The 22,601-nt window shown below is 44.1% G+C and carries 17 protein-coding genes; 8 read left to right on the top strand and 9 right to left on the bottom strand.

Annotated elements, in window-relative coordinates:
• Positions 1–363: 363 nt before the first annotated feature.
• The 7 genes from ACXACS_RS08905 (at position 364) to ACXACS_RS08935 (ending at position 10,868) form a co-directional block, all read left to right on the top strand.
• On the top strand, positions 364–2,925 hold the full coding sequence (locus ACXACS_RS08905) for an HWE histidine kinase domain-containing protein (RefSeq protein ID WP_474805869.1): 2,562 nt from the start codon (positions 364–366) through the stop codon (positions 2,923–2,925).
• A gap of 4 nt (positions 2,926–2,929) precedes the next feature.
• Positions 2,930–5,344: a GGDEF/EAL domain-containing response regulator gene (locus ACXACS_RS08910; RefSeq protein ID WP_474805870.1), complete on the top strand. Its 2,415-nt coding sequence runs from the start codon at positions 2,930–2,932 to the stop codon at positions 5,342–5,344.
• A gap of 281 nt (positions 5,345–5,625) precedes the next feature.
• The gene (locus ACXACS_RS08915) at positions 5,626–6,573 is read left to right on the top strand and encodes a hypothetical protein (protein WP_474805872.1); all 948 of its coding nucleotides are present in this window, start codon (positions 5,626–5,628) and stop codon (positions 6,571–6,573) included.
• Positions 6,574–6,578: 5 nt separating this feature from the next.
• Positions 6,579–7,178, top strand: coding sequence for a recombination mediator RecR (recR, locus tag ACXACS_RS08920; protein WP_039222833.1), 600 nt, complete (start codon positions 6,579–6,581; stop codon positions 7,176–7,178).
• 229 nt (positions 7,179–7,407) lie between these two features.
• Positions 7,408–9,330, top strand: a complete 1,923-nt coding sequence (gene htpG, locus ACXACS_RS08925; RefSeq protein ID WP_474805874.1) for a molecular chaperone HtpG — start codon at positions 7,408–7,410, stop codon at positions 9,328–9,330.
• Positions 9,331–9,678: 348 nt separating this feature from the next.
• A complete protein-coding gene (gene adk / locus ACXACS_RS08930; RefSeq protein ID WP_012519076.1) occupies positions 9,679–10,323 on the top strand; it encodes an adenylate kinase in 645 nt (214 codons plus the stop codon).
• A gap of 149 nt (positions 10,324–10,472) precedes the next feature.
• Positions 10,473–10,868, top strand: a complete 396-nt coding sequence (locus tag ACXACS_RS08935; RefSeq protein WP_474805876.1) for an MAPEG family protein — start codon at positions 10,473–10,475, stop codon at positions 10,866–10,868.
• A 541-nt stretch (positions 10,869–11,409) separates the two neighbouring features.
• On the opposite strand, the gene ACXACS_RS08940 is transcribed toward ACXACS_RS08935, so the two are convergent.
• Both ACXACS_RS08940 and lepB read right to left on the bottom strand, forming a co-directional pair.
• Positions 11,410–14,004: a TonB-dependent receptor gene (locus ACXACS_RS08940; RefSeq protein ID WP_474805878.1), complete on the bottom strand. Its 2,595-nt coding sequence runs from the start codon at positions 14,002–14,004 to the stop codon at positions 11,410–11,412.
• Positions 14,005–14,450: 446 nt separating this feature from the next.
• A complete protein-coding gene (gene lepB / locus ACXACS_RS08945) occupies positions 14,451–15,125 on the bottom strand; it encodes a signal peptidase I (RefSeq protein WP_474805880.1) in 675 nt (224 codons plus the stop codon).
• Positions 15,126–15,449: 324 nt separating this feature from the next.
• On the opposite strand from lepB, the gene ACXACS_RS08950 reads away from it, so the two are divergent.
• The gene (locus ACXACS_RS08950) at positions 15,450–16,295 is read left to right on the top strand and encodes a formate/nitrite transporter family protein (protein ID WP_474805882.1); all 846 of its coding nucleotides are present in this window, start codon (positions 15,450–15,452) and stop codon (positions 16,293–16,295) included.
• A gap of 76 nt (positions 16,296–16,371) precedes the next feature.
• Here ACXACS_RS08950 and hisIE read toward each other — a convergent pair whose 3' ends face one another.
• Genes hisIE through hisD form a run of 7 tightly spaced genes read right to left on the bottom strand, consistent with a single transcriptional unit; the run spans position 16,372 to position 22,596 of the window.
• Positions 16,372–16,989, bottom strand: coding sequence for a bifunctional phosphoribosyl-AMP cyclohydrolase/phosphoribosyl-ATP diphosphatase HisIE (gene hisIE, locus ACXACS_RS08955; RefSeq protein WP_474805884.1), 618 nt, complete (start codon positions 16,987–16,989; stop codon positions 16,372–16,374).
• The gene (hisF, locus tag ACXACS_RS08960; RefSeq protein ID WP_474805886.1) at positions 16,986–17,798 is read right to left on the bottom strand and encodes an imidazole glycerol phosphate synthase subunit HisF; all 813 of its coding nucleotides are present in this window, start codon (positions 17,796–17,798) and stop codon (positions 16,986–16,988) included. Before hisF ends, hisIE begins: the two co-directional genes overlap by 4 nt.
• A complete protein-coding gene (gene hisA / locus ACXACS_RS08965; RefSeq protein ID WP_179983944.1) occupies positions 17,780–18,517 on the bottom strand; it encodes a 1-(5-phosphoribosyl)-5-[(5-phosphoribosylamino)methylideneamino]imidazole-4-carboxamide isomerase in 738 nt (245 codons plus the stop codon). The genes hisF and hisA overlap by 19 nt, the downstream gene beginning before the upstream one ends.
• The gene (gene hisH / locus ACXACS_RS08970) at positions 18,517–19,146 is read right to left on the bottom strand and encodes an imidazole glycerol phosphate synthase subunit HisH (RefSeq protein WP_474805888.1); all 630 of its coding nucleotides are present in this window, start codon (positions 19,144–19,146) and stop codon (positions 18,517–18,519) included. The genes hisA and hisH overlap by 1 nt, the downstream gene beginning before the upstream one ends.
• Positions 19,146–20,216, bottom strand: a complete 1,071-nt coding sequence (hisB, locus tag ACXACS_RS08975; protein ID WP_474805889.1) for a bifunctional histidinol-phosphatase/imidazoleglycerol-phosphate dehydratase HisB — start codon at positions 20,214–20,216, stop codon at positions 19,146–19,148. Before hisB ends, hisH begins: the two co-directional genes overlap by 1 nt.
• Positions 20,213–21,292, bottom strand: a complete 1,080-nt coding sequence (gene hisC, locus ACXACS_RS08980) for a histidinol-phosphate transaminase (RefSeq protein WP_474805891.1) — start codon at positions 21,290–21,292, stop codon at positions 20,213–20,215. Before hisC ends, hisB begins: the two co-directional genes overlap by 4 nt.
• A complete protein-coding gene (gene hisD, locus ACXACS_RS08985) occupies positions 21,292–22,596 on the bottom strand; it encodes a histidinol dehydrogenase (protein WP_474805892.1) in 1,305 nt (434 codons plus the stop codon). The genes hisC and hisD overlap by 1 nt, the downstream gene beginning before the upstream one ends.
• Positions 22,597–22,601 lie beyond the last annotated feature (5 nt).

Raw genomic sequence — 22,601 nt, forward strand, 5'->3', positions numbered from 1 at the left:
TCACATAGGGGCTAAAACTCCAAAAAGCTCTGGTTCTGCACTAGAGCTTTTTTGTGTCTACCGTTTCAATCATAAGTTTCAAATGAGTGGTACATTCGACGACTAATTTAATCACACTTGCCAGCGTAAATTAGGTTATTGCTATATTGTTAAGCCTACTTCATGTCTAACGCTAAAAAAACACACGTCTGCTTATATTTACACTAATATTAATAAACATGCATAAAGAGTTTAGATTCGCTAGAACCTAGGCTATATTTTATCTGGAATGTTTGTTTAGTTTTTCTTAAAGGCTCCTGTGACGCTTGATACTGCTAAGTTTCCATAGGCGTCATCTAATATGAAGTGGTTGGGATAATAATAATGCACGATGAAGCAGGCGAACTTTCATCATTAGTCGATCAATGCGATAAAGAACCGATACACCTTCTAGGTCGGATACAAAGCAATGGTTTTATGATTATCGTCGATAAGGCGGGGGTTGTTACTCATTTTTCAGAAAACCTGAACCAATTTGCTGATGTTCCGAGCAATCAACTGCTCGGTTGCACATTTTGGGAATTAGTCGATCGTGAACTTGTGCACGCGATACGTGGTGCGCAAAGCCAGGCAATGATCCTTGGCAAAGCAGCCTACCTTCATTCTGTATCAATACCGCATTGTAAAGACACATTCGACCTGTGCATTCATCAAAGTGCCGAACACCTCATCCTTGAATTCGAAGAATTAGAGAGTTTGGGTAAGTATGAGGGGGTTATCACAGCGCTAATGGCTCAGATATCGATGTTTCCTGAGCTTGAGGACCTTTATCAAGGTTTAGTTGAAAGCGTGAGAACTGCGACTGGACACGACAGAGTGATGCTTTACCAATTTTTATCCGACGGTTCAGGCGAAGTTATCGCAGAGTCAGTGTCAAACGAAATGACCCCTTTCTTGGGGTTGCGTTACCCCGCGTCGGACATTCCGCGTCAAGCAAGACAGCTTTACAAGAAAAACCTTATTAGAACTATTTCTGACGTTAACGGTGAAACTTTTCCTATTATTGGTAACAAAAAAAGCGATGGAGCTTCTATAGATCTCTCACTTTCACGCCTAAGGGCTGTTTCCGAAGTTCATATTCAATATCTAAAGAATATGAAAGTCGGCGCCTCTATGTCTATATCACTTATTGTGGAAGGTGAGTTGTGGGGGTTGATTGCATGTCATCACAACACTAAAAAAGTTATCCCTAGTCGCTTAGTTTCGCAATTAGAACTCTTCGCAGAGATGTTTTCACTAGAATTATCCAGAAGGCTGGTAAATGAACGGATAAGAGTAAGCGAGAAAGCAAATGCTACATTTACACGTGTACTTAGCAACCTTTCTCTAGGCAAGTCACTCAATAATGCTATCGTAGAACAGTTATCCCTGCTTAAAACGCTTATAGATATTGACGGCATCGGCTGTATTTTTAGCAATGAATATACTAAGTCAGGTGCTGCATTTAGCGCACGAAAAATCAAACGTCTTACAGCAATACTCGCTGAACTTCCCGAAGAAGAAATCCATCAATTTGACAACTTAGCAGACATTCACAACGAGTTAGCGGATGAGAGTGTTGCCGGGGTATTGGCATTAAAGATCTCTCATCAGCCAATGGACTATATTTTTCTTTTTAGAAACTCAGTTGTGCAACAAGTCTATTGGGCGGGTAACCCTGCAAAACGCGTCGAGCTGAAAGAGGGGAAGGAAACGCTTACTCCACGAGCGAGTTTTGATAAATGGGTAGAAAATAATGAATCTACTTCTACTCCATGGACAACGCTGGATATTGAACGTGCTAAATCTATTAGGCTCGGTGTAATGGAACTAACCATTCGCCATTTGCACGAAAAAGAACTACTGCAACGTGAAGCCAAAAAAAGACTCGAGTTACTGATTGGTGAACTAAACCATCGCGTTCGCAATATCTTAAATTTAGTCAGTGCGATTATCGGACAGACATCACAGAGCAAAAAAGATATTGATGAATTTGTGGTTTCTTTATCGTCGAGAATATCTGCACTTGCTCTGGGGCATGATCAGCTTACGCATGCCTCATACAACAGTGTAAGATTCAAAGAGCTTCTTCATAACGAGCTCAAAGCTTACATGATCAATGAGTCATCTTTTAAGATAGACGGGCCTGATATAAGAATCTTACCCTATGCAGTAACGCCTATCGTGTTAGTCTTTCATGAAATGATTACCAATGCTGCCAAGTATGGAGCGCTAAGCGCGACAAGTAATGATGGCAGAGTGGCGATAACCTGGGAATTAGACGAAAAAGGCTGCTCTATTAAATGGGAAGAAATAGGGGGGCCTCCCTTACATGGTTTAGGTGATGAAGGGTTTGGAATGACGGTTATAAAGTCAGTCATCCCCCATGAATTAAAAGGCAAAGCGTCATTGAGTACTAAAATTACCGGGCTCAATGCAGAGTTTCTCATTCCTCGTAAATTTATAGAATTGGGTGCTAGCCAAACAAGTACTCCACATGCAACCCATGGCGAAAAGCCTCAATCCATCAGTAAAGCTAATACCGAAAAAATCCTCACAAGCGCCTTTATCGTTGAAGATAACTTACTTATATCGCTAGACCTCAAGAAGCACCTTAAACAATTGGGAATTGATAAAATTGATATTTTTGGTGATATCAGTTCAGCAAGAGCGGCGTTGGCCAAACTTAAACCTTCGATGATGTTTTTAGATGTTCATTTGGGAAATGAAAATACCTTTCAGTTAGGTATTGAAATACAAAAGTTATCAATACCCTTTATCTTCATTACGGGTTATGGAGCGACAATAGAGCTGCCAAACGAGTTATCTAATGTGGATGTATTAACCAAACCCGTCGACACAACATTGCTAAAGCGCTCCATCGAAGCTTTTGGCTTTAAGGTGTAAAGCTGTGACTGATATAACTCCGCCCTTGATACTTGTTGTTGAAGACAATTTAGTTGAAGCAATGAATGTTAAGAATGCGCTTACCGAAGCAGGTATGCAGGTGTTAGGCATAGCAAAGACGGAAAGCGAACTGTATGCGTTAGTAGATAAACGTGTTCCTGATCTGATTTTGATGGACATTGATTTGGGTGGTTCAGATTCTGGTATTGGAATTGCCAAAAGCATTACAGAGAGGTTTAAAGTACCCGTAGTGTTTAGTACCTCTTATTGTGATGACACGACAATTTCTAATGCGCTCGCGATTTCCCCGTATGGATATCTAGTAAAACCGTACGGCGTGCTTTCGCTTACAACGACTATTCAAGTTGCGCTGGAAAGAAAGAAAACGGAGAAAGCGCTCGCTTCTTCTAATAGACGTTTCGCAATGGCCTCAAAGATTGCTAAGTTAGGCGTGTTAGAAGTCGATACCTCTACTCAGTCAGTCGTTATTAAAAGCGTCGAGAACCTTTTTGATTTTCCACGCAAAATGCCAATATCCAAATTCCTTTCGTTGTTTCCCGAAGAAACGGAAGTCGAGTTAAAAGAGGCTATACATTTAAAGTCGAATTATCTCACAACCTTGCAGCTGAAAATTGAAGGGCAAGCGACTAAATGGTTTCAGATTGTCCTTTCCGATGTAGGGTGGGGCGAAGACTACGTTCAAATTGGCGCCATACAAGATATATCAATCCTACAGAGCGCTCAGTCAAACCTGAGTGTTGCAGATAAGATTGTAAGTGAAATTAAAGAAGGCGTTTTAGTCTGTGATGCTGAAGGTCTCATAATAAAAGCTAACCAATCCTTATGTGAGATGCTAGGTACCCAAGCCGAGCATCTAATATCTACCCACATTAACAATGTTTTTCCTAAAGCGCGAAAACACGATCCTCGTCCAGACTATTTGATAGACGGTTTAAGGACAGAACTCACTATTGTAAGCGAAGGTCAAAGGTTTCATTTAACCATGTCGGTAACGTCATTCGAAATTGATGTTGGTGAAACTAATTATGTTGCCATTCTCACAGATGTTTCAGAACTAAAGTCATCGGAAAGTCAACTCAAGTACCTTGCATTCACTGACGCCCTCACCGGTGCTGGAAATCGAAACTTTTTGAACAGTATTGTCGAGACTTACAGTGAATCATGCGAGCCTTGCTCAATCATTTTTATTGATATCGATGAATTCAAGCTCATCAACGATACCCATGGGCATGAGGTGGGAGATGAAATACTAAGAGCATGCGCGAGCCGATTTAAGGCAGCGCTAAGAGACGATGATACTGTTATTAGGTTTGGCGGTGACGAGTTTGTTGTTGTAACAAGCACTACCTGCCATAAGCTTTTAAGTAAAATGACATCCCGGTTATCCTCTTCATTGAAAAAAACATTTAGAACAACATCAGGTGACTTTCAAATTACAGCGAGTATCGGCCTTGCTTCATCTACAGAAAGTATGTCGCCAACAGAGCTACTAAAAAATGCCGATATCGCAATGTTTTCAGCAAAGCAAGGTGGTAAAAACAGCATTGTCACTTTCAACGATAATCTGTCGAAAAACATTGAATATAGGCTGTTTATCCAACAAGGGCTTAAAAGCGCTATCCAAAGTAAACAAATTACCGCTTATTTTCAGCCTATAGTGGGCTCTAACGGTGAGGTTTTGGCCGTGGAGGCATTAGCTCGTTGGCACATTCCCAGCCATGGACCAATCAGCCCAGAAAAGTTTATTCCAATAGCTGAACGTACAAAGTATATTCATGATATTGGGTTACTGATGCTTGATGAAGTCTGTTTTGCACTCAAAGCACTAAGCGGATGGGGTTTTTCAAAGATAAAATTCAATCTAAATATGTCTGCGGTACAGTTACAGAATGATGGCGTCGTAGAACTGTTTGCGGAGCGCTTTGCTTTCCATAATATTGACCCTGGACGAATAGTCATCGAAATAACTGAATCCACGCTTCAAAGTTCAAAGGCGAGGGAAGTGCTTACCAAAATTAAAGGTCTTGGGGTCATTATTTCCATCGATGACTTTGGAACAGGCTTTTCTTGCATATCAGAATTAGCTGACGAAACGTATGATGCAATCAAAATCGATCGCTCGCTACTGCCTGACTTTCCACTACAAAGTAAACAAGAAAAACGCAGAGCGCTGATCATCGAGAATGTGGTGTCAATGTGTGTGAAACTAGGCATGCCGTGCACGTTAGAAGGTTTAGAAACCTCTGAACAGGTAACCTTCGCCAAAAAGATTGGTGCCAAAGCTATGCAAGGATATTACTTCACGAAGCCTTTGAGCTTAGTCGGCTTGATGGAGTATTTGCAAGCAGAGCATGCTTCACCGCTTGTTAGCATTACCGCACTAGCCGAAGGGCAATGAAGACGCTAGTTATTTGAGTTAGTACTGCTGAGTTTTTGTTCCACTTTTATATCATTCTTCATTTCTTAGGCATCCGTTCACACTAGAGAGGTTTCAAGCAGTATTTTACGTCGACAGAAGCGTACCTATCGCACTAAAATGTCGCTTCACTTAGAGTTGGTCCTTTATCTGACCTGATTCGTTATATTATTGATTCTTTATTTCCTCTGCGTGTAGGCAGCTTCCTGCAATGAAAAGCGCAGGGAGAACGTAAAACCAATCACCCTAAATAGAGGTTTGTAGTGCTAAGGAAAGGCTTAGTTATCACCACGGTTCTTTTGCTCCCTATCGCAGCCGTGCTGTTTTTTATGAGTGTTCACGAACTGTTTAAAATGAAAACGGTAACGGTAGACCCAAAACTCAAAGAAATTTCTGGAATAGAGTTCGACAAATATAAAAGGCTGTGGGCTATTAATGATAGTGGTGACGGACCTATTTTGTATTTGCTGGGCAAGAACGGCAGTATTGTTAGAGAGGTTACGGTTTCAAACGCTAAAAATGTAGATTGGGAAGATATGACCCAAAATAGTTTTGGTCATTTTTTTCTAGGAGATTTTGGTAACAATGACAATAAACGCCGCTGGCTCACTATCTATAAAATAGAAAATCCCATTGACATTGAAGGGGATACTACTGAAGCAGAGATTATAAAGTTCACCTATCCAGAAATGGGTAAAGGCAAAGTGAAGCCCCAAGACAAAAACTACGATTTAGAAGCCTTCGTAGAATACAAGCGTAATTTGTATTTATTCACCAAAAATAGAACCAAGCCCTTTGATGGCATTACAAAGCTATACAAAGTGGGCGACCATGCTGCCAACTTCGATGCACAGCTAATAGGTGAGTTCAAAACCTGCACTACCCTAGAGAAGCTATGCTGGATAACCTCTGCGGCGATAAGCCCTGATAGAACAAAGCTGGTACTACTCGATTCAACTAGCTTGTGGCTTTTCGAAAATTTTGAAGGCGACAACTTTTTTAGCGGTGACGTTTCTCGTATCGACCTTGGTGTGGTAACACAAAAAGAGGCGGTAACTTTCTACGATGACAATACGTTGGTGTTCACTGACGAAGAATACAAAGGGCTATTTGGCGGCAATGTCTACGAAGTTAAACTCGACCAAGTGAAGCGTAACGTGATTAAATACCGCGAAAGCCCGAAACTAACCGAACAAATACCTAAGCAGTAAACATTATGAAGTTCAGCCCGCTACTCTCAGAACTAATACAGGCATTAACCTGTCTTCCCGGCGTTGGCAATAAGAGCGCCCAACGAATGGCATTTCATCTTTTAGAGCGAAACCGTACGGGGGCGATTGATTTAAGCAATGTGCTACACAATGCCATGGAGCATATTCATCATTGTAAGCGTTGTAGAACGTTCACAGAAGATGAGCTATGTGACATTTGCCGCCACCCAGAAAGAGAGGCTAGCGGTTTATTGTGTATTGTAGAAAGTCCTCAAGATGTATTAGCGATAGAACAAACGTTAAGCTACAAAGGCCAGTATTTTGTATTAATGGGGCATTTGTCTCCTATCGATGGTGTCGGGCCTGAAGAAATTGGTTTAACCGAGCTTGAGGCGCGTTTAGCCGCTGGTGGGATAAATGAAGTTATCTTAGCCACAAACCCCACTGTAGAAGGGGAAGCAACAGCGCACTATATTGCTCAGCTATGCACAAGTCACAATGTCGACGCCTCTCGCATTGCCCATGGTGTACCGGTTGGGGGAGAACTTGAATACATTGACGGCAATACACTTACCCACGCTTTTTCGGGTCGCCGCAAGCTGTAAGTAACATACCGAGCGTTTTGAGTACACAAAACGCTCTTTTTCTTAAAACCGTTCTTCCATTTCCAAGATAACACCTTCCTATTCGCTAGTTAAATAAGCGGTATATACCTTTTCTCGAAAAAGTTTACGAATAGAAAATAAATTTTCGTTCTAAACGTTGAAAAGTGCGTTGAGTGACCTTACCTGTTTAACATCAAACGTGATCCATTCAACGAGGAGATATTGGATTATGGCTGAAGCAGCCCACAAAGAAACCCACGGTTTTCAAACAGAAGTAAAACAGCTTCTTCAACTGATGATTCACTCTTTGTATTCAAACAAAGAAATTTTTCTACGCGAGCTAGTGTCGAACGCGGCAGATGCTGCGGATAAGCTCCGTTTTCGCGCCCTAGAAAATGATAGCCTGTACGAAAACGATGGTGAATTAAACGTAAAACTTAGCGTTGATAAAGAAGCGAACACAGTTACGATTACCGATAACGGTATTGGTATGACACGCGATGAAGTCATTGCCAACTTAGGTACCATTGCCAAATCTGGTACTAAAGACTTCTTTAGTAAGCTTTCTGGCGATAGCGCGAAAGACTCCCAGCTTATTGGTCAGTTCGGTGTAGGTTTCTACTCAGCATTTATCGTTGCAGACAAAGTGACTGTCCGCACTCGTGCGGCTGGTGCTGATGCATCTACAGGTGTTGAATGGGTTTCAGACGGTGAAGGTGAGTTCACTATCGCCGAAATCAACAAGCCTACACGCGGTACAGAAATTACGCTTCACCTTCGCGAAGACGAAAAAGAATTTGCCGACACATGGCGTCTGCGCTCGATTGTAAGCAAATACTCGGACCACATCAGTATTCCTGTGCAAATGTGGAAAGATGAAGTGCCTGAGAGTGAAGGTCCGGATGGCGAGAAAATCGAAGCTCAGCCTGGTGAGTGGGAAGTGGTTAACAAAGCCACTGCGCTTTGGACTCGTGAGAAGTCTGATATTACTGATGAAGAGTACAACGAGTTCTATAAGCATATCTCTCACGACTTTGCAGATCCGCTAGCATGGGCGCACAACAAGGTGGAAGGTAAAACTGAATATACCAGCTTACTTTATATCCCTTCCAAAGCGCCTTTCGATATGTGGAACCGCGACCAAAACCATGGTCTTAAGCTTTACGTTCAACGCGTTTTCATCATGGATGACGCAGAGCAGTTCATGCCGACCTACTTGCGTTTTGTTAAAGGTTTGCTAGATAGCAACGACCTTCCGCTAAACGTGTCTCGAGAGATTCTTCAAGACAACAAGATTACCCAAGCACTACGTCAAGGTTGTACCAAGCGCGTTCTACAAATGCTTGAGAAAATGGCGAAGAATGACAGTGAAAAATATCAGTCGTTCTGGAATGAGTTTGGTAATGTACTAAAAGAAGGTCCAGCGGAAGACTTCAGTAACCGTGAGAAGATCGCTGGTCTATTGCGCTTTGCATCTACCCACGGAGAATCTGACGCACAAACAGTTTCATTAGCTGATTACATTGAGCGAATGAAAGAAGGCCAGGATAAGATTTACTACGTGACTGCAGACAGCCTTCAAGCGGCTAAGTCTAGCCCACACCTTGAGATTTTCCGTAAGAAGGGAATCGAAGTATTGCTAATGGGCGAGCGCATTGACGAGTGGCTAATGTCTCACCTAACTGAGTTTAACGAGAAACAATTTGTTTCTATCGCGAAAGGAAACTTAGACTTAGGCGACTTAGAAGACGAAGAGTCTAAGAAAGCTCAAGAAGAAGCAGAGAAAGAAGTAGAAGGCGTTCTAGAGCGAGCGAAAACAGCACTTGGTGACAAGGTTGTAGACGTTAAGTTCACGCATCGCTTAACTGACTCCCCTGCTGTTATTGTTGCCGACGACAATGGCATGACTACACAGATGATGAAGTTGATGCAGGCGGCTGGCCAAACCGTGCCAGACGTGAAGTATCACTTTGAACTTAACCCTGAGCACAGCTTAGTTAAACTGCTTGCCGACACGCAAGATGAAGAGCTATTCAATCAATGGGTTGGTGTACTCTTTGATCAAGCAGCGTTGTCAGAGCAGGGTAGTTTGAAAGACCCGTCTACGTTCGTTCAGAACTTGAACACCTTGCTAATGAAGTTGGCAAAATAAGCAGGTAGACAGCAGGTTTATACTTAAAAACGGGCATCACGCCCGTTTTTTTATGTCTACTACTAACAAAAATAAATTTGGCTGTTTTATTGTGCTATATTTTGGCAGTTAAAATTTCTAGTTAATCACTTAAAACTTTAAAAATTCATGCTTTAAAGAAGATGAATTACCGGGCGATTAGCTTACAGGTTTAGACTTAAATTTATAAAAACGCCTATAAGCTGAGTATATATTCGCCATTAGTCTTAAGATTAACTTTACGGTACTTCTTACACTTGTCACTACAGTGTTGAATGTGTAAAGTGCCCGAAGTAAAAAGTTCAAAAATCATAAGCGGAGAACGCACTCATGCGAATCATTCTTCTCGGCGCTCCTGGCGCGGGTAAGGGCACACAAGCTCAGTTCTTGATGGGCAAATATGGCATTCCACAAATTTCAACGGGCGATATGCTTCGTGCTGCGATTAAAGCAGGTACAGAGCTAGGTCTAGAAGCTAAACGTGTAATGGACGAAGGTAAACTAGTGTCTGATGAGATTATCATCGGTCTGGTTAAAGAGCGTATTGCACAAGATGACTGCAAAGACGGTTTCTTGTTAGACGGTTTCCCTCGTACTATTCCACAAGCTGATGCAATGAAAGAAGCCGGTGTTTCTGTTGACCATTGCATTGAGTTTGACGTTCCAGATGACGTCATTGTTGAGCGTATGGGCGGTCGTCGCGTACACCCAGCATCGGGCCGCGTTTATCACGTTGTTTACAATCCGCCTAAGGTGGAAGGTAAAGACAATGAAACAGGTGATGACCTAATCGTTCGTGACGATGATAAAGAAGAAACAGTGCGCAAACGTCTTGCTATCTACCACGAGCAAACTAAGCCACTTGTAAACTACTACAGTGCTGAAGCTGAAGCTGGAAACTGTGAATACCACAAGCTAGACGGAACACGTCCAGTTGAAGAAGTAAGTGCTGAGCTAGCTGAGCGTTTAGGCTAAGTACCAAAGAGAACTACAAAAGGTCGCATATGCGGCCTTTTTTGTTGCTTGTAACTTAATAGCGGATAACGTTTAATAGCTTCTAATGAACGTATGATGTAATCACTGATTAAAATTACGCGCTATAATTATAACATGTGGAGTAGACCATGGTTTTACCAATCACGGCGTTTTATGCCAGCCTATTGGGTATTTGTTACCTGTATTTGTCGTTTTTAGTTATTGGTGCCAGGCGTCGTCACCAAGTGAGTATTGGCGATGGTGGTCACGAAGATCTTGGTCGTTTAGCGAGAGCCCACGGTAATTTCAGTGAGTACGTGCCCATTACTCTCATTATGATAGCGTGTTTTGAAGCCAATACGGGCCAAGTATGGGCAGTTCACGCTCTGGGAAGTGCATTGTTATTCGGGCGCGTCTTTCACGCTTACGGATTAGGGAGACACTCTGGCGTCAGTTGGCAACGCTTTGCGGGGATGATATTGACGTTTCTAGCTATGCTTTGTGCTGCAATAGGTAATTTGGTGCTTATCCATTTCGGATTGTAGTCGCAGTATAACTACTAAATTCATATAAAAATGCCAGCTTAATGGAATCACTTCATTAGCTGGCATTTTTTATATCACTTCTAAGCAGATTAAATTAATCAGGTATTTAAGACAGGTTCGCTTTACGTGTTGCGAAGGTATAGTACGAAAACCAACTGAATATTCTCACGTAGCTATGTACTTTGCTGGCACATTCGAGAATACGCAAGAAGACCCATCGCCTCAGGCGTTTAACTGTTAAATAATCTTGGTTGTTATTTAAGTGCTTAAAATCTTGATGACTCTGGTATTTATGATTTTCTACACTTACTTGTTGAAGCGCAGGTTTAAAGTGAAGATGATGGATGCTTGGCGCGCCGACATTGTGGGGTCAGAGATTATGGTTTATATCATGATCATTCTGCCGTTACTTTTCGCATGGCTCACGACGGTTCTAATTGAATATTTGTTCTTTTAGAGCAAGCTAATCGACGTTAAGAAAGCGCTCAAGGCACAGTAATGTAAAGTAATACCATTGAGCGCTTTGTCGTTTTACAAGCCTTTAGAAGCGGTAAGTTAGTTTAGAGTAAACAAAGCGGCCACGAGGATTGTGTACGCTACCTACGTAACCGTAAAGGTCGCTATCACCATCACCAATAGCAAACGGTGGCTCTTCATCAAGCAAGTTGTTAGAACCAATTACTAAGCGAAGATTGTCGCTGTAGTTATAACCAAACTGTAAGTCTACCAACATTTGCGAATCTACTGTTCTAGACGTATTTTCTTCAAAGTCCAATACACCGTCGAAATCAATGTCAGGTGTGTCTTCAAACTCACCAATAAAGCTAATGTTCAAGTTTGCATCGAACGAACCTTTAGACCACGTTGTACCGAACAACCAACGATGCTCGGGGTAACCGTATTCGCCCGTGTATTCCAGACCGTCTTTTTCAAACTCGTCCATATATGACCAGTCTAGGTTGAAGCGTACGTTACCGTATTCTTGAAGCTCCATGCTGTAATTAGCACTGAAGTCTACACCAGAGGCTTCTTGTGACGACACGTTTTGGTAGGTGTTGAAAATTTTCTGAATAACACCTAATGACTCACCTTCCTGAGGGTCTAAACGAACACAGATTGTACTGTCTTGGTTATTACACTCGGCATTGTAAACCAAACCAAACTGCTGCTCGTCAATTTTGTTGTCTTGGGTGATGCTCCAAACGTCAATGCTCAAACCAAGCTCTTGAATAGGTGCATAGATAACACCCACGTTCCATGACTCTGATTCTTCTGCATCTAGGTCAGGGTTACCCGCAAACTCGATGTTGTAATCTAGCGATTCACAATCTTGACCTGTAGCTTCACAGCGATATTGGTCTACAAAAAATACGCTTTTCTGTGATGGACCAAGGCCAACTTGTGCAAGAGACGGTGCTCTAAAGCCTTGTGCCCAAGAGCCGCGTACGGTTACTTCGTCGCTCGGCGCCCAGCGTAACGCAATTTTAGGGTTGGTTGTGCTGCCAAAGTCACTGTAGTGGTCGTAGCGGCCAGCTAATTGAAGTTCTAGCTCTTCAGCCAACGGAATTGAAAGCTCTAAATACGCAGCATACTGGTCGCGTTCTGCTGAAGCTGACACAGACTCAGTACCAAATATTAAACCGCGTTGGAACTGTACGTCTGGTACGTCAGACACTTGTTCTTCACGGTACTCCACGCCCGCAGCCATCATGACAACGTCGTCACCAAATTCAAAGGCTTCGCCCGTAATGTGTGCATCAACGCTGGTCATGCGAGATTCACCGCGACGCACTAGGCTGGTGGTTATATCATCAATTACGCTTTGCGGGTTAGTAACGCCACCAAATGGATTGTAGTTGCCAAGATCGATTTGCTCTTGTAACCAGTCAACGCGAACCCAGCCTTGTGATTGGTCACCGCTTTGCTCTGAACGGCTGCGACCCTTTTGTACCGACGCTTCCCAATCATAGTCATTAAATGTACCGCGAAGACCCGCGACAAGACGTAGGGTATCAGACTCAATGTCCCAACGACGAGCGCCAGCGTCAACAGGGCGGTAGCGGCCAATTTCGATATCTTGACCAAAAGGATTATCAGGGTGAGTGCCTGGAACGGTTAAACCCGCGTCTTCATCAAGTGGGGTTGCTGCGCCGCCTGCTTCAGACGTATTGTGTTGCATAGCCACTTCCATAAACGCTGTGGTTTCATCGCCAATTTTGTAATCAAACTGGCCGATAAAGCCTACGCGCTCGGAAGAAGGGATCACCAAGCCAAACGGGCCGTAATCGAACAGGCAACTGCCAGACGCCGTAGCGCTATCTTCAGGACAATCTGGGTCGATGGTTTTAACACCATCTACATAAAAGTAGCCAGGGTAGCCGCGCGATGAACGAAAATCCATGCCGCCATAAGGTGATTGATTTGCTGTACCATAACGACCCATTTCATCAGCGCCTAGCGTGCTGTTGTTAAAGTAGTCAATAATAACAGTAGCACTGCTTTTTTCGCTTTGAGAGCCCCACAAAATGCTCGCTGTGGTTTCATCATAACTTGGTCCCGTAGTGCCACCGTAACCGGCGTTAATTTCAAGACCTTCATAGTCTTTCTTAAGAACCACGTTAACCACACCTGCTACCGCGTCTGAACCATAAATCGCCGATGCACCGTCTTTTAAGATATCAATGCGCTCAATGGCAGATACAGGAATAGAGTTAATATCAACAAATGAATTCGTAATGCTTTCTGCAAATGCGCTAATTGCTACACGGCGACCGTTAATGAGTACCAGCGTCGCGTCTGGGCCCATACCGCGAAGCGATACTGCTGCCGCACCATTCGCAGTCGAGTCTTGGCTATTGTTACGAGTTGAGAAGGTACCTGCACCGGTTGCTGGCATTCTTTCTAATAGCTGCTGTAAATTTTCATAGCCCATGCCTTCAATCATGGTTGCATCAATTGATTGAATAGGAGAAGGGCCTTCCATATCTGTGCGCTTAATACGAGAACCGGTGACCGCAATTCGTTCGAGGTTAGCTGATTCTTCGTCAGCTTGCTGTGCATACGCAGGAGAAAGAGAAGTTAATCCTGAAAGTGCTAATCCCACTGCAATTGCACTTACTTTACGACCTTGTTTCATTATTATTTCCTTATTGTCCATCTTACTTGTTGTGTGTCTCTGCAACATAGTTATGCTGCAAAATTATGAATAGCATTCCTTATACTAAAGTTGCAATAGGGAAAAATAGGAAAAATGTGACACTTGGTTACAAGGTGTGTAAATAAAGACTTACTTTTTAGTGTAATGCTTGTCTAAACAAAGTGTTCTTAATGGGGTGAAATCTCGAACGGGCGGAGAGTTGAAGCGTATCGCCGAGTGCTACTGACTTGGTATAATTAAGAAATAATTTGTCCGTACAAGCGTATGGTTTTTAATATGTGTGTAGCGGTCTGGTGCACATATTTTTTTCGTGAGATATCCGCGACCACTCGTTTTCGCAGAGCTGACCAGTCTTTTTATGATGAAAATTTGAACGTGAGTAAAGGTCGCTTTCAAAACGCAATGAATACTGAACTTGAACAGCTTTATTGAAGTGCCACAAAAACTCTGTCTCTTCTCGGTAAATACATATCATGCGTGTCTAAAGAAAATGCAACAGATGTCGCCTTACCTTGAATCTCTTCAACTGGAATGAACCCATAGTAGCGGGAATCGACACTATTGTTTCTGTTATCACCCATAGCGAGGACATGAGCCTTGGGCACAGTGACCATATTAAAACTCTTTGCAGGGCTTGGTATTGGGTTAAGCGCTATAGTGCGGTTATGACCTAGAATGTCTTCAGAATAAACCTGCTCATTTGTGGGGGTTAACGCCGCTTTCTCACCGTTAATAAAGAGCACATTATTGTTTAACGCGACCTTATCGCCTTCGACGGCAACGACTCTTTTAATAAGCCTTGTGTTAGCTGCGCTGCTGTCGATAATCACGATATCACCGCGTCTAATATCATCAGTTCGAGCAATTACAACATCAGTAAAGGGAAGCTCTAGCGTGTATGCTGATTTATCTACCACGACCCGGTCCCCGACCATAATGGTTGGCTCCATAGAGCCCGTGGGAACATGATACCAGTCGGCCACGCTGCTTCTAAACGAGAAAAGCAAAACGATCAATAAGATAAAAGGCAGATTGTTTTTTACGCTTTGTTTAATATTTTTCAAAATTGAGTGCTCGCTAATCGCATCTGGCAAAATCATGCAAAGACTTTTGAGGTCTTACTGTTCATTAAATATAGAGGTCAATCTAACCCATTCGTTCAACTTTCCGGTTTGAAAAATGTAAGCAACTGTGTCTTTGCTTATTCAGAATCGCCTCACCTCCAATACTTCTATCTTAGTTTGTTTAAATACGAACTTCTAAAGAGTGTAATTAATATGACCGAAAAGGTGCGAAACCGACGTACCTGTATAAGAACACGTATTAGTGTAATTAATATCGTCGTGCATTACTCACTTGCTATTACGCTGTTGAAAATGTTTGAACGAAGTTTAGAAGTTTAAAAAAATGTTACGGAGGCATAAGTGACTGAGAAAGAGAAGGAGTCTGGGCGTCGAGAACAGGATGTTGCGCTTAGTCATACTGAAGAAAAGGATGTTCAAAATAATCAAAGTTTAAACTCTGTCTCTTTATACGCAATTGTGCATCGAGAAGGTCTGGAGGAGCTTCAGCGGCCCATGATGTCGCTGTGGTGGTCTGGGGTTGCGGCGGGTATTGGAATTTCGCTGTCTATTCTGGCTGAGGGGATCCTGCATCACCTCTTTTCCGGTTCTCCTTATCAGTTTGTGATAGAGAACTTAGGTTATACGGTGGGCTTTGTACTAGTTATAGTTGGTCGGTTACAGCTATTTACCGAAAATACACTGTCCGTTATTTTGCCGTTGCTAAGTAAGCCATCCTTTAATATGGGAGTGTGCATTGCACGACTGTGGACTATTGTTTTTGCCGCAAATATGGTGGGCACCTTTTTAGCCGCCTTTTTCAGCTATACCCTACAAGCGGTTCCATCAGAGCTGGTGGAAGGAATGACTGCTATATCTGAACACTATGCCAAGTTATCACCGTCAGACGCCTTCTCATATGGCATAACGTCTGGATTTATCATTGCCGCTATCGTTTGGATGAAGCCTTCGGTTAAGCACTCTCAAATACTGATGATCGTTATCTTTACCTACCTTATTGCCATCGGAAACTTTACCCACGTAATAGCGGGCTCTACTGAACTCTTTCTATTGGCTCTGCAAGGGCATATCAGTATTGCCGAAACGGCTGCGTTAATAGGCGCAACGTTGATGGGTAATATCGTCGGGGGAACGGGGCTTTTCGCACTATTAGCTTATGGGCAGGTAGTAAGGGAAATCGAGAAATAACACGCAATAAATAAAAATGCCCATAGCGCTTATCGCACTTAGGGCATTTCAAATAAAACGTTAGCGTGCTCGCAGATTACTTATGACGCTCGCGAAGCACATCAAGCGCATCGTTTAACGACATATCACTGGCTTGAAGAAGAACCGTTAGGTGATACAACAAATCAGCGGCCTCGTTTTTAAGCTCTTCTTTGTCGTGCACTGTAGCCGCTAGCGCGGTTTCAACACCTTCTTCACCCACCTTCTGTGCTATGCGCTTAATGCCTTTGTTATAAAGGCTTGCGGTGTAACTGCTTTTAGGGTCGGCATCTTTACGAGCAGCCAAGACACGTTCTAAATCTGCAAGAAAGGTAAATGCGGGTGTGTTGCCGTCAAACCAACAGCTTTCAACACCAGTGTGGCATGTCGGGCCGTTAGGGTTGGCTAGTACCAACAGTGAATCTTGGTCGCAATCGCAGGCAACGCTCACTAAATCTAGCGTGTTACCCGAGGTTTCACCCTTGGTCCAAAGGCGCTGCTTTGAGCGGCTGAAAAAGGTTACTTTGCCAGTATCAAGGGTTTTCGCTAGCGCGTCTTGGTCCATGTAACCCTGCATTAATACCTTGCCTGTTAGTGCGTCTTGCACAATCGCAGGCAGCAGGTTGTCCATTTTATCCCAGGCTAACTTATTACTGTTTTCATTGGTAATGATCACGGGTTTACTCCTTCTGCTTGCGCCGTTAATCCGTGACGCTTACGCATGGCAACGCCATTGCTGGTTAACTCTGCTTTTAGCTCATCAATGTTGATGATGCCTTTGTGAAATACCGATGCTGCAAGTGCGCCATCTACGTCAGCCTGTTGAAACACATCCGTAAAGTGGGCAATTTCGCCTGCACCACCCGATGCAATTAGCGGCACTTCACAGACATCGCGCACGGCTTTAAGCTGCTTCACATCATAACCTTTACGTACGCCGTCTTGGTTCATACAATTCAGTACAATTTCACCAGCACCACGTGACTGTACTTCTTTGATCCAGTCGATGGTTTGCCACTTGCTTTTCTGTGTGCGGCTCTCATCACCTGTGAACTTGTATACTTCGTATTGGTCGGTTGCTTCGTTATAGAAACTGTCGATACCAATCACGACACACTGCTGACCGTATACATCGTGCAGCTGATTAATTAGATCAGGGTTATTAAGGGCAGGGGAGTTAATCGAGATCTTATCCGCACCCATTTCCAAAATGCGCCCAGCATCTTCAATGCTTTTAATGCCACCTGCGACACAAAACGGTATATCAATAACCTGTGCAATACGGCTTACCCAGCTTTTATCTACCACTCGGGCGTCAGAACTTGCGGTAATATCGTAAAATACCAACTCGTCGGCACCCGCTTTTGCGTACTGCTCGGCAAGTGGCACGATGTCACCAATAATTTCATGGTTTCTAAATTGAACGCCCTTAACGACTTTACCGTCGCGTACATCCAAACAGGGAATTATGCGCTTTGCCAGCATGCAATAGCCTCCTTCACCGTGAATTTACCTTCAAGTAATGCGCGACCTAAAATTACGCCGCCAACGTTAGTCGGCTTCAAGGCTTCGATATCAGCAATGCTGCCAATACCGCCAGACGCTTGCCAGCTTACATTAGGGAAACGGGCTGCCATTTCTTGATACAGCTCAGTGTTAGCGCCTTGTAGTGTACCATCGCGGCTAATATCGGTGCATAGCACGTGCTTAGCGCCAACTGTAGCGAAGTCTTCAAGCAAGCCTTCAAGAGCAACGCCAGAATTCTCTTGCCAACCGTGGGTAGCAATAAGCTTTTCACCGCTGTCGCTAATATTGATATCAAGAGCTAAAACGATGTGCTCTGGACCGTACTTTTCTACCCAAGACTTTACTAGCTCAGGTTGTTTTACCGCCAAAGAGCCTATTACTACGCGGCTTACGCCAGTTTCAAGTAACTGCGCAACTTCTTCTTCGCTACGAATACCGCCGCCGGCTTGAAACTTCATGCGCTTAGTGTCGACCATAGACTTAATCAGTGAAAGCTGACGCTTACTAGTGTCTTTAGCGCCCGTAAGGTCAACAATGTGCAGCCAAGTTGCGCCTTGGTCAGCATAGTCGTGAACCACGTCAACAGGGTCCAGTTCGTATTGGGTTTTTTGCTCGTAGTCACCTTGATAAAGGCGGACTACATGTCCTTCAATAAGATCAATCGCTGGAATAATCATTATAGGTTCACAAAGTTAGTCAGTAGTTGTGCTCCGGCTTCGCCAGAACGTTCTGGGTGGAATTGCACCCCGTAAAAATTGTCTTTGTTTATGGCCGCAGAGAACGTATTTCCATAAGTGCAGCTTGCAAGCGTGTGCTCGTATTCAGGAACGGCAAAACTGTGCACAAAGTAAAAGTAGGTATCTTGCGGAATGCCTTTGAACAGACTTTCGTTGTTGTGTAAGACAGTGTTCCAGCCCATATGAGGTAAGCGCACGCCTTTTGATTCCATGCGCGCCACGTGACCTGGCATAAGGTTTAAACAGTCGATGTTACCTGTGCCTTGAAAACCACCCTCAGCACTAGTTTCAACCATAAGCTGCATGCCTAAACATACACCCAGCACAGGTTGGGTTAGCGCCTGAAGGGTTTCTACCAGCGCTTTTTGCTTAATGCTTGCCATAGCCGCTGCTGCGGTACCAACACCGGGTAAAAACACTTTGTCAGCGCTTTTAATCACGTCTACATCGTCAGATACGTCTACTTGAACGCCTAGGCGTTCAAGGGCAAAGCGTACCGATGAGATGTTGGCACAGCCGGTATTCACTATTACTATTTTTTGTCGCTGGCTAGTGTTTACCACTGACATTACAGTGCTCCTTTACTGCTTGGTAATGCATCACCTTGGCGCGTAATGGCTTGGCGAAGGGCGCGACCAAAGACTTTAAACAAGCTTTCTACCTGGTGGTGGGCATTACCTTCGCTGGTGGATAGGTGCAGCGAAAGCCCCATGCTTTGCGCAATCGAGTAGAAGAAGTGTGGCACCATTTCAGTGGCCATTTCGCCTACTTGATCACGACTAAATTCAGCGTCGAACTTAAGGTGAGGGCGGTTAGAAATGTCCATAATACATTCCGCACGGCACTCATCCATTGGCAAGGCAAAACCAAAACGGCCAATACCGCGTTTGTCGCCCAGTGCCTTTTTAAGCGCCTCACCTAGTGCAAGGGCGGTGTCTTCTACACTATGGTGGTCGTCAATGTGCAAATCGCCATTGGTAGTAAGATTTAGCTCGAAGCCACCGTGTGTAGCAATTTGGTCAAGCATGTGGTCAAAAAAGCCCATGCCGGTTTGAATGGTTGATTTAGCCTGCGAATCAAGATCTACACGTACTTTAATGTCTGTTTCAGAAGTCGTGCGTACCACTTCAGCAATACGTGAAGATGCAAGCAAGCTTTTCTGAATATCGTTCCAGTTTAAGCTTTCTCGGTTGTATTGGAAGCTGCGAATACCCATGTTTTCAGCAAGCTGTACGTCGGTAATTCTGTCACCAATTACAAAAGAGCGGGTGAAGTCCACCTTGCCTTGCTGCAAGTATTCTTGCACTAGGCCAAGCTTTGGTTTGCGGCATGTGCAGTTATCAGCATCGAAGTGCGGGCAAATAAGCACATCGTCAAACACCACGCCTTGGCTTTCAAAAATCGCCATCATGGCGTTGTGTGGCTTGTCAAAGTCTTCTTGAGGGAAGCTGTCTGTGCCCAACCCGTCTTGGTTACTTACCATAACGAGTTTAAACCCAGCTGCTTTAAGCTTTAGCAACACGGGAATGACGTTTGGCTCGAAAACCAGCTTTTCAAGACTATCTAGTTGCTTATCTACCGGAGGCTCTTCAACAAGTGTACCGTCGCGGTCGATAAATAAAATGGCTTGCTGACTCATGCCGCATCCTCACTATTTTTAAATTCGTTAATCAACTGCATTAAACGCTGATTTTGTTCTTCTGTGCCAATGCTTACCCGTAAACAGTTTTGTAAGTTAAGCTGTTTTGATTGGTCGCGGATTAGCATGCCTTGGCTTACCAAGTACTGCATTAGAGCTTGCGCTTTCGCGTAGCGGAATAAGATAAAGTTTGCTCGCCTGTCACCAACTAGCTCAAAGCCTTCAACTGCTTCTAACGCTTCAGCTAATGCTTCTTTTTCGCGGTTAAGCGTTGCAACCTGCAGCTCAAGTAACGTTAGCGACTCTGGCGACAATGCTTGTGCGGCAATCTGTGCCACTGGCTCTGGAATAGGATAGGGCGCTATCACTTTAAGTAGTGCTTGAATGACGGGGGCCTGAGCAAGCGTAAAACCACAGCGAAGACCGGCAAGAGCAAACGCTTTCGATAGCGTACGAAGTACAACTAAGTTCGGGTAGTTGTTTATTTCATTTGCCCATGTATTGTCGGCATCGAACTCGATGTAGGCTTCATCTACCACTACCAATGCCTTATCAGCAAAGTGATTAAGCACAGTCTTAATATCTTCACGAGCGACCGGCGTACCGGTTGGATTATTAGGCGCGCAGATAAAAATCACGTTAACGTCTTCTTCTGCGCAAACTGCATTCACATTAAGGCTAAAGTTGTCGTTAAGCGGCACTTTCTTAATGCCCACATCGCAGGTTTCAGCACTGATGGCATACATACCGTAAGTAGGCGGGCAAATCAGAATCTTGTCTTTGCCCGGCGTACAGAAAGTACGAATAAGCAGTTCAATACCTTCATCGGCGCCACGAGTAACGATTAACTGAGACTTATCAAGGCCAGCATAATCGGCATAACCACTCACTACCGCTTCAGGCTGACACGATGGATAGCGGTTAAAGTTACCGCTATCTACATTATATTCGTTGGCATAAGGTGACTCGTTGGCGTTAAGCCAATCTTGACCGCCTGAAAACAAGCGGCGCGCCGATTCGTAAGGCTTTAACGGCACTAAGTTTTCGTTAATTAGGTTATCGATAAGTGCCGACATTAGGCGTCTCCTTGCTTAAGTGCCTGCATACGAAGTGCAACAGCTTGCTCGTGGGCGTCTAGCCCTTCCGCTGCCGCTAGTGCCATAATCGCAGGGCCTAAATTACGCATGCCGTCTTCACTTAGTTCTTGAATGGTGTAGCGACGCATAAAGTCCAAAAGCCCAAGGCTAGAATAATTCTTAGCATAGCCGTATGTGGGCAGCACGTGGTTAGTGCCGGACGCATAGTCACCGGCAGATTCTGGAGACCACGGGCCTAAGAAAATAGAGCCTGCGTACTTAATCTTTGGTAAGTAATCACGGGCACTCTCAATTTGTACAATCAAGTGTTCAGCCGCGTAGGCATTGCTTGCCTCTATGGCTTGTTCAATTGAATCGGCCAAGATATAGCGCGCATTTTCCATAGCAGGGCGAGCGATTTCAGCGCGAGAAAGGGTCGCCAACTGACGCTCAACCGCGGCTTTTGCTTCTTCTATAAGCGTAGCGCTGTTAGATACCAAAATGGCCTGTGAATCTGGCCCGTGTTCGGCTTGGGAAAGTAAGTCTGCAGCCACAAATTCAGGGTTTGCAAATTCATCAGCAAGTACCAACACTTCTGATGGACCCGCCGGCATATCAATAGCAGCACCATCAGCGCGTTGGCTAACTTGCTGTTTAGCTTCGGTAACAAAGCTATTGCCAGGGCCGAAGATTTTATCGACCTGAGGAATCGTTTCAGTACCTAATGCCATGGCTGCAACCGCTTGCGCTCCGCCACACAAGAAGATTTTATCAATGCCGCATTTTCTTGCCGCATAGGCAATTTCAGGCGCAATAAGTTGTTCTTTATTTGGCGGTGTGCACAGTAGTTTATTTTCACAACCTGCCACCAACGCAGGTACACCAAGCATAAGCACGGTTGATGGAAGCGGTGCGCTGCCGCCTGGAATATACAGGCCTACTGCGTCAAGCGCGGTAAAGCGGAGCTCACATTTGACGCCAGGCGTTGTGGTCAGCGCAATATCACTGGGCATTTGCGCTTCGTGAAAGGTCTTTATATTGTTAAACGCTGTGTCGATAGCGTTTGCGACTTCAGGTGTTACCTTAGCTGCAAGTGCATCGATATTCTCTTGCGAAAGCACAAGGCTTTTTAGATCTGGGCAGTCAAACTTACGTGTGTAATCAAGTACTGCCGCATCACCTTCTGCTTCAACGCGGGCGATAATCTCGCCCACGGTTTGCTTTAACTGTTGGCTATTGGCCATAGCCGGGCGGGCTAGCGCCTGTTTTTTCTCATTTGTCGAGAGAGATGACCAAGTAATCATAATTG

Source organism: Alteromonas sp. AWM4_230, assembly GCF_056158305.1.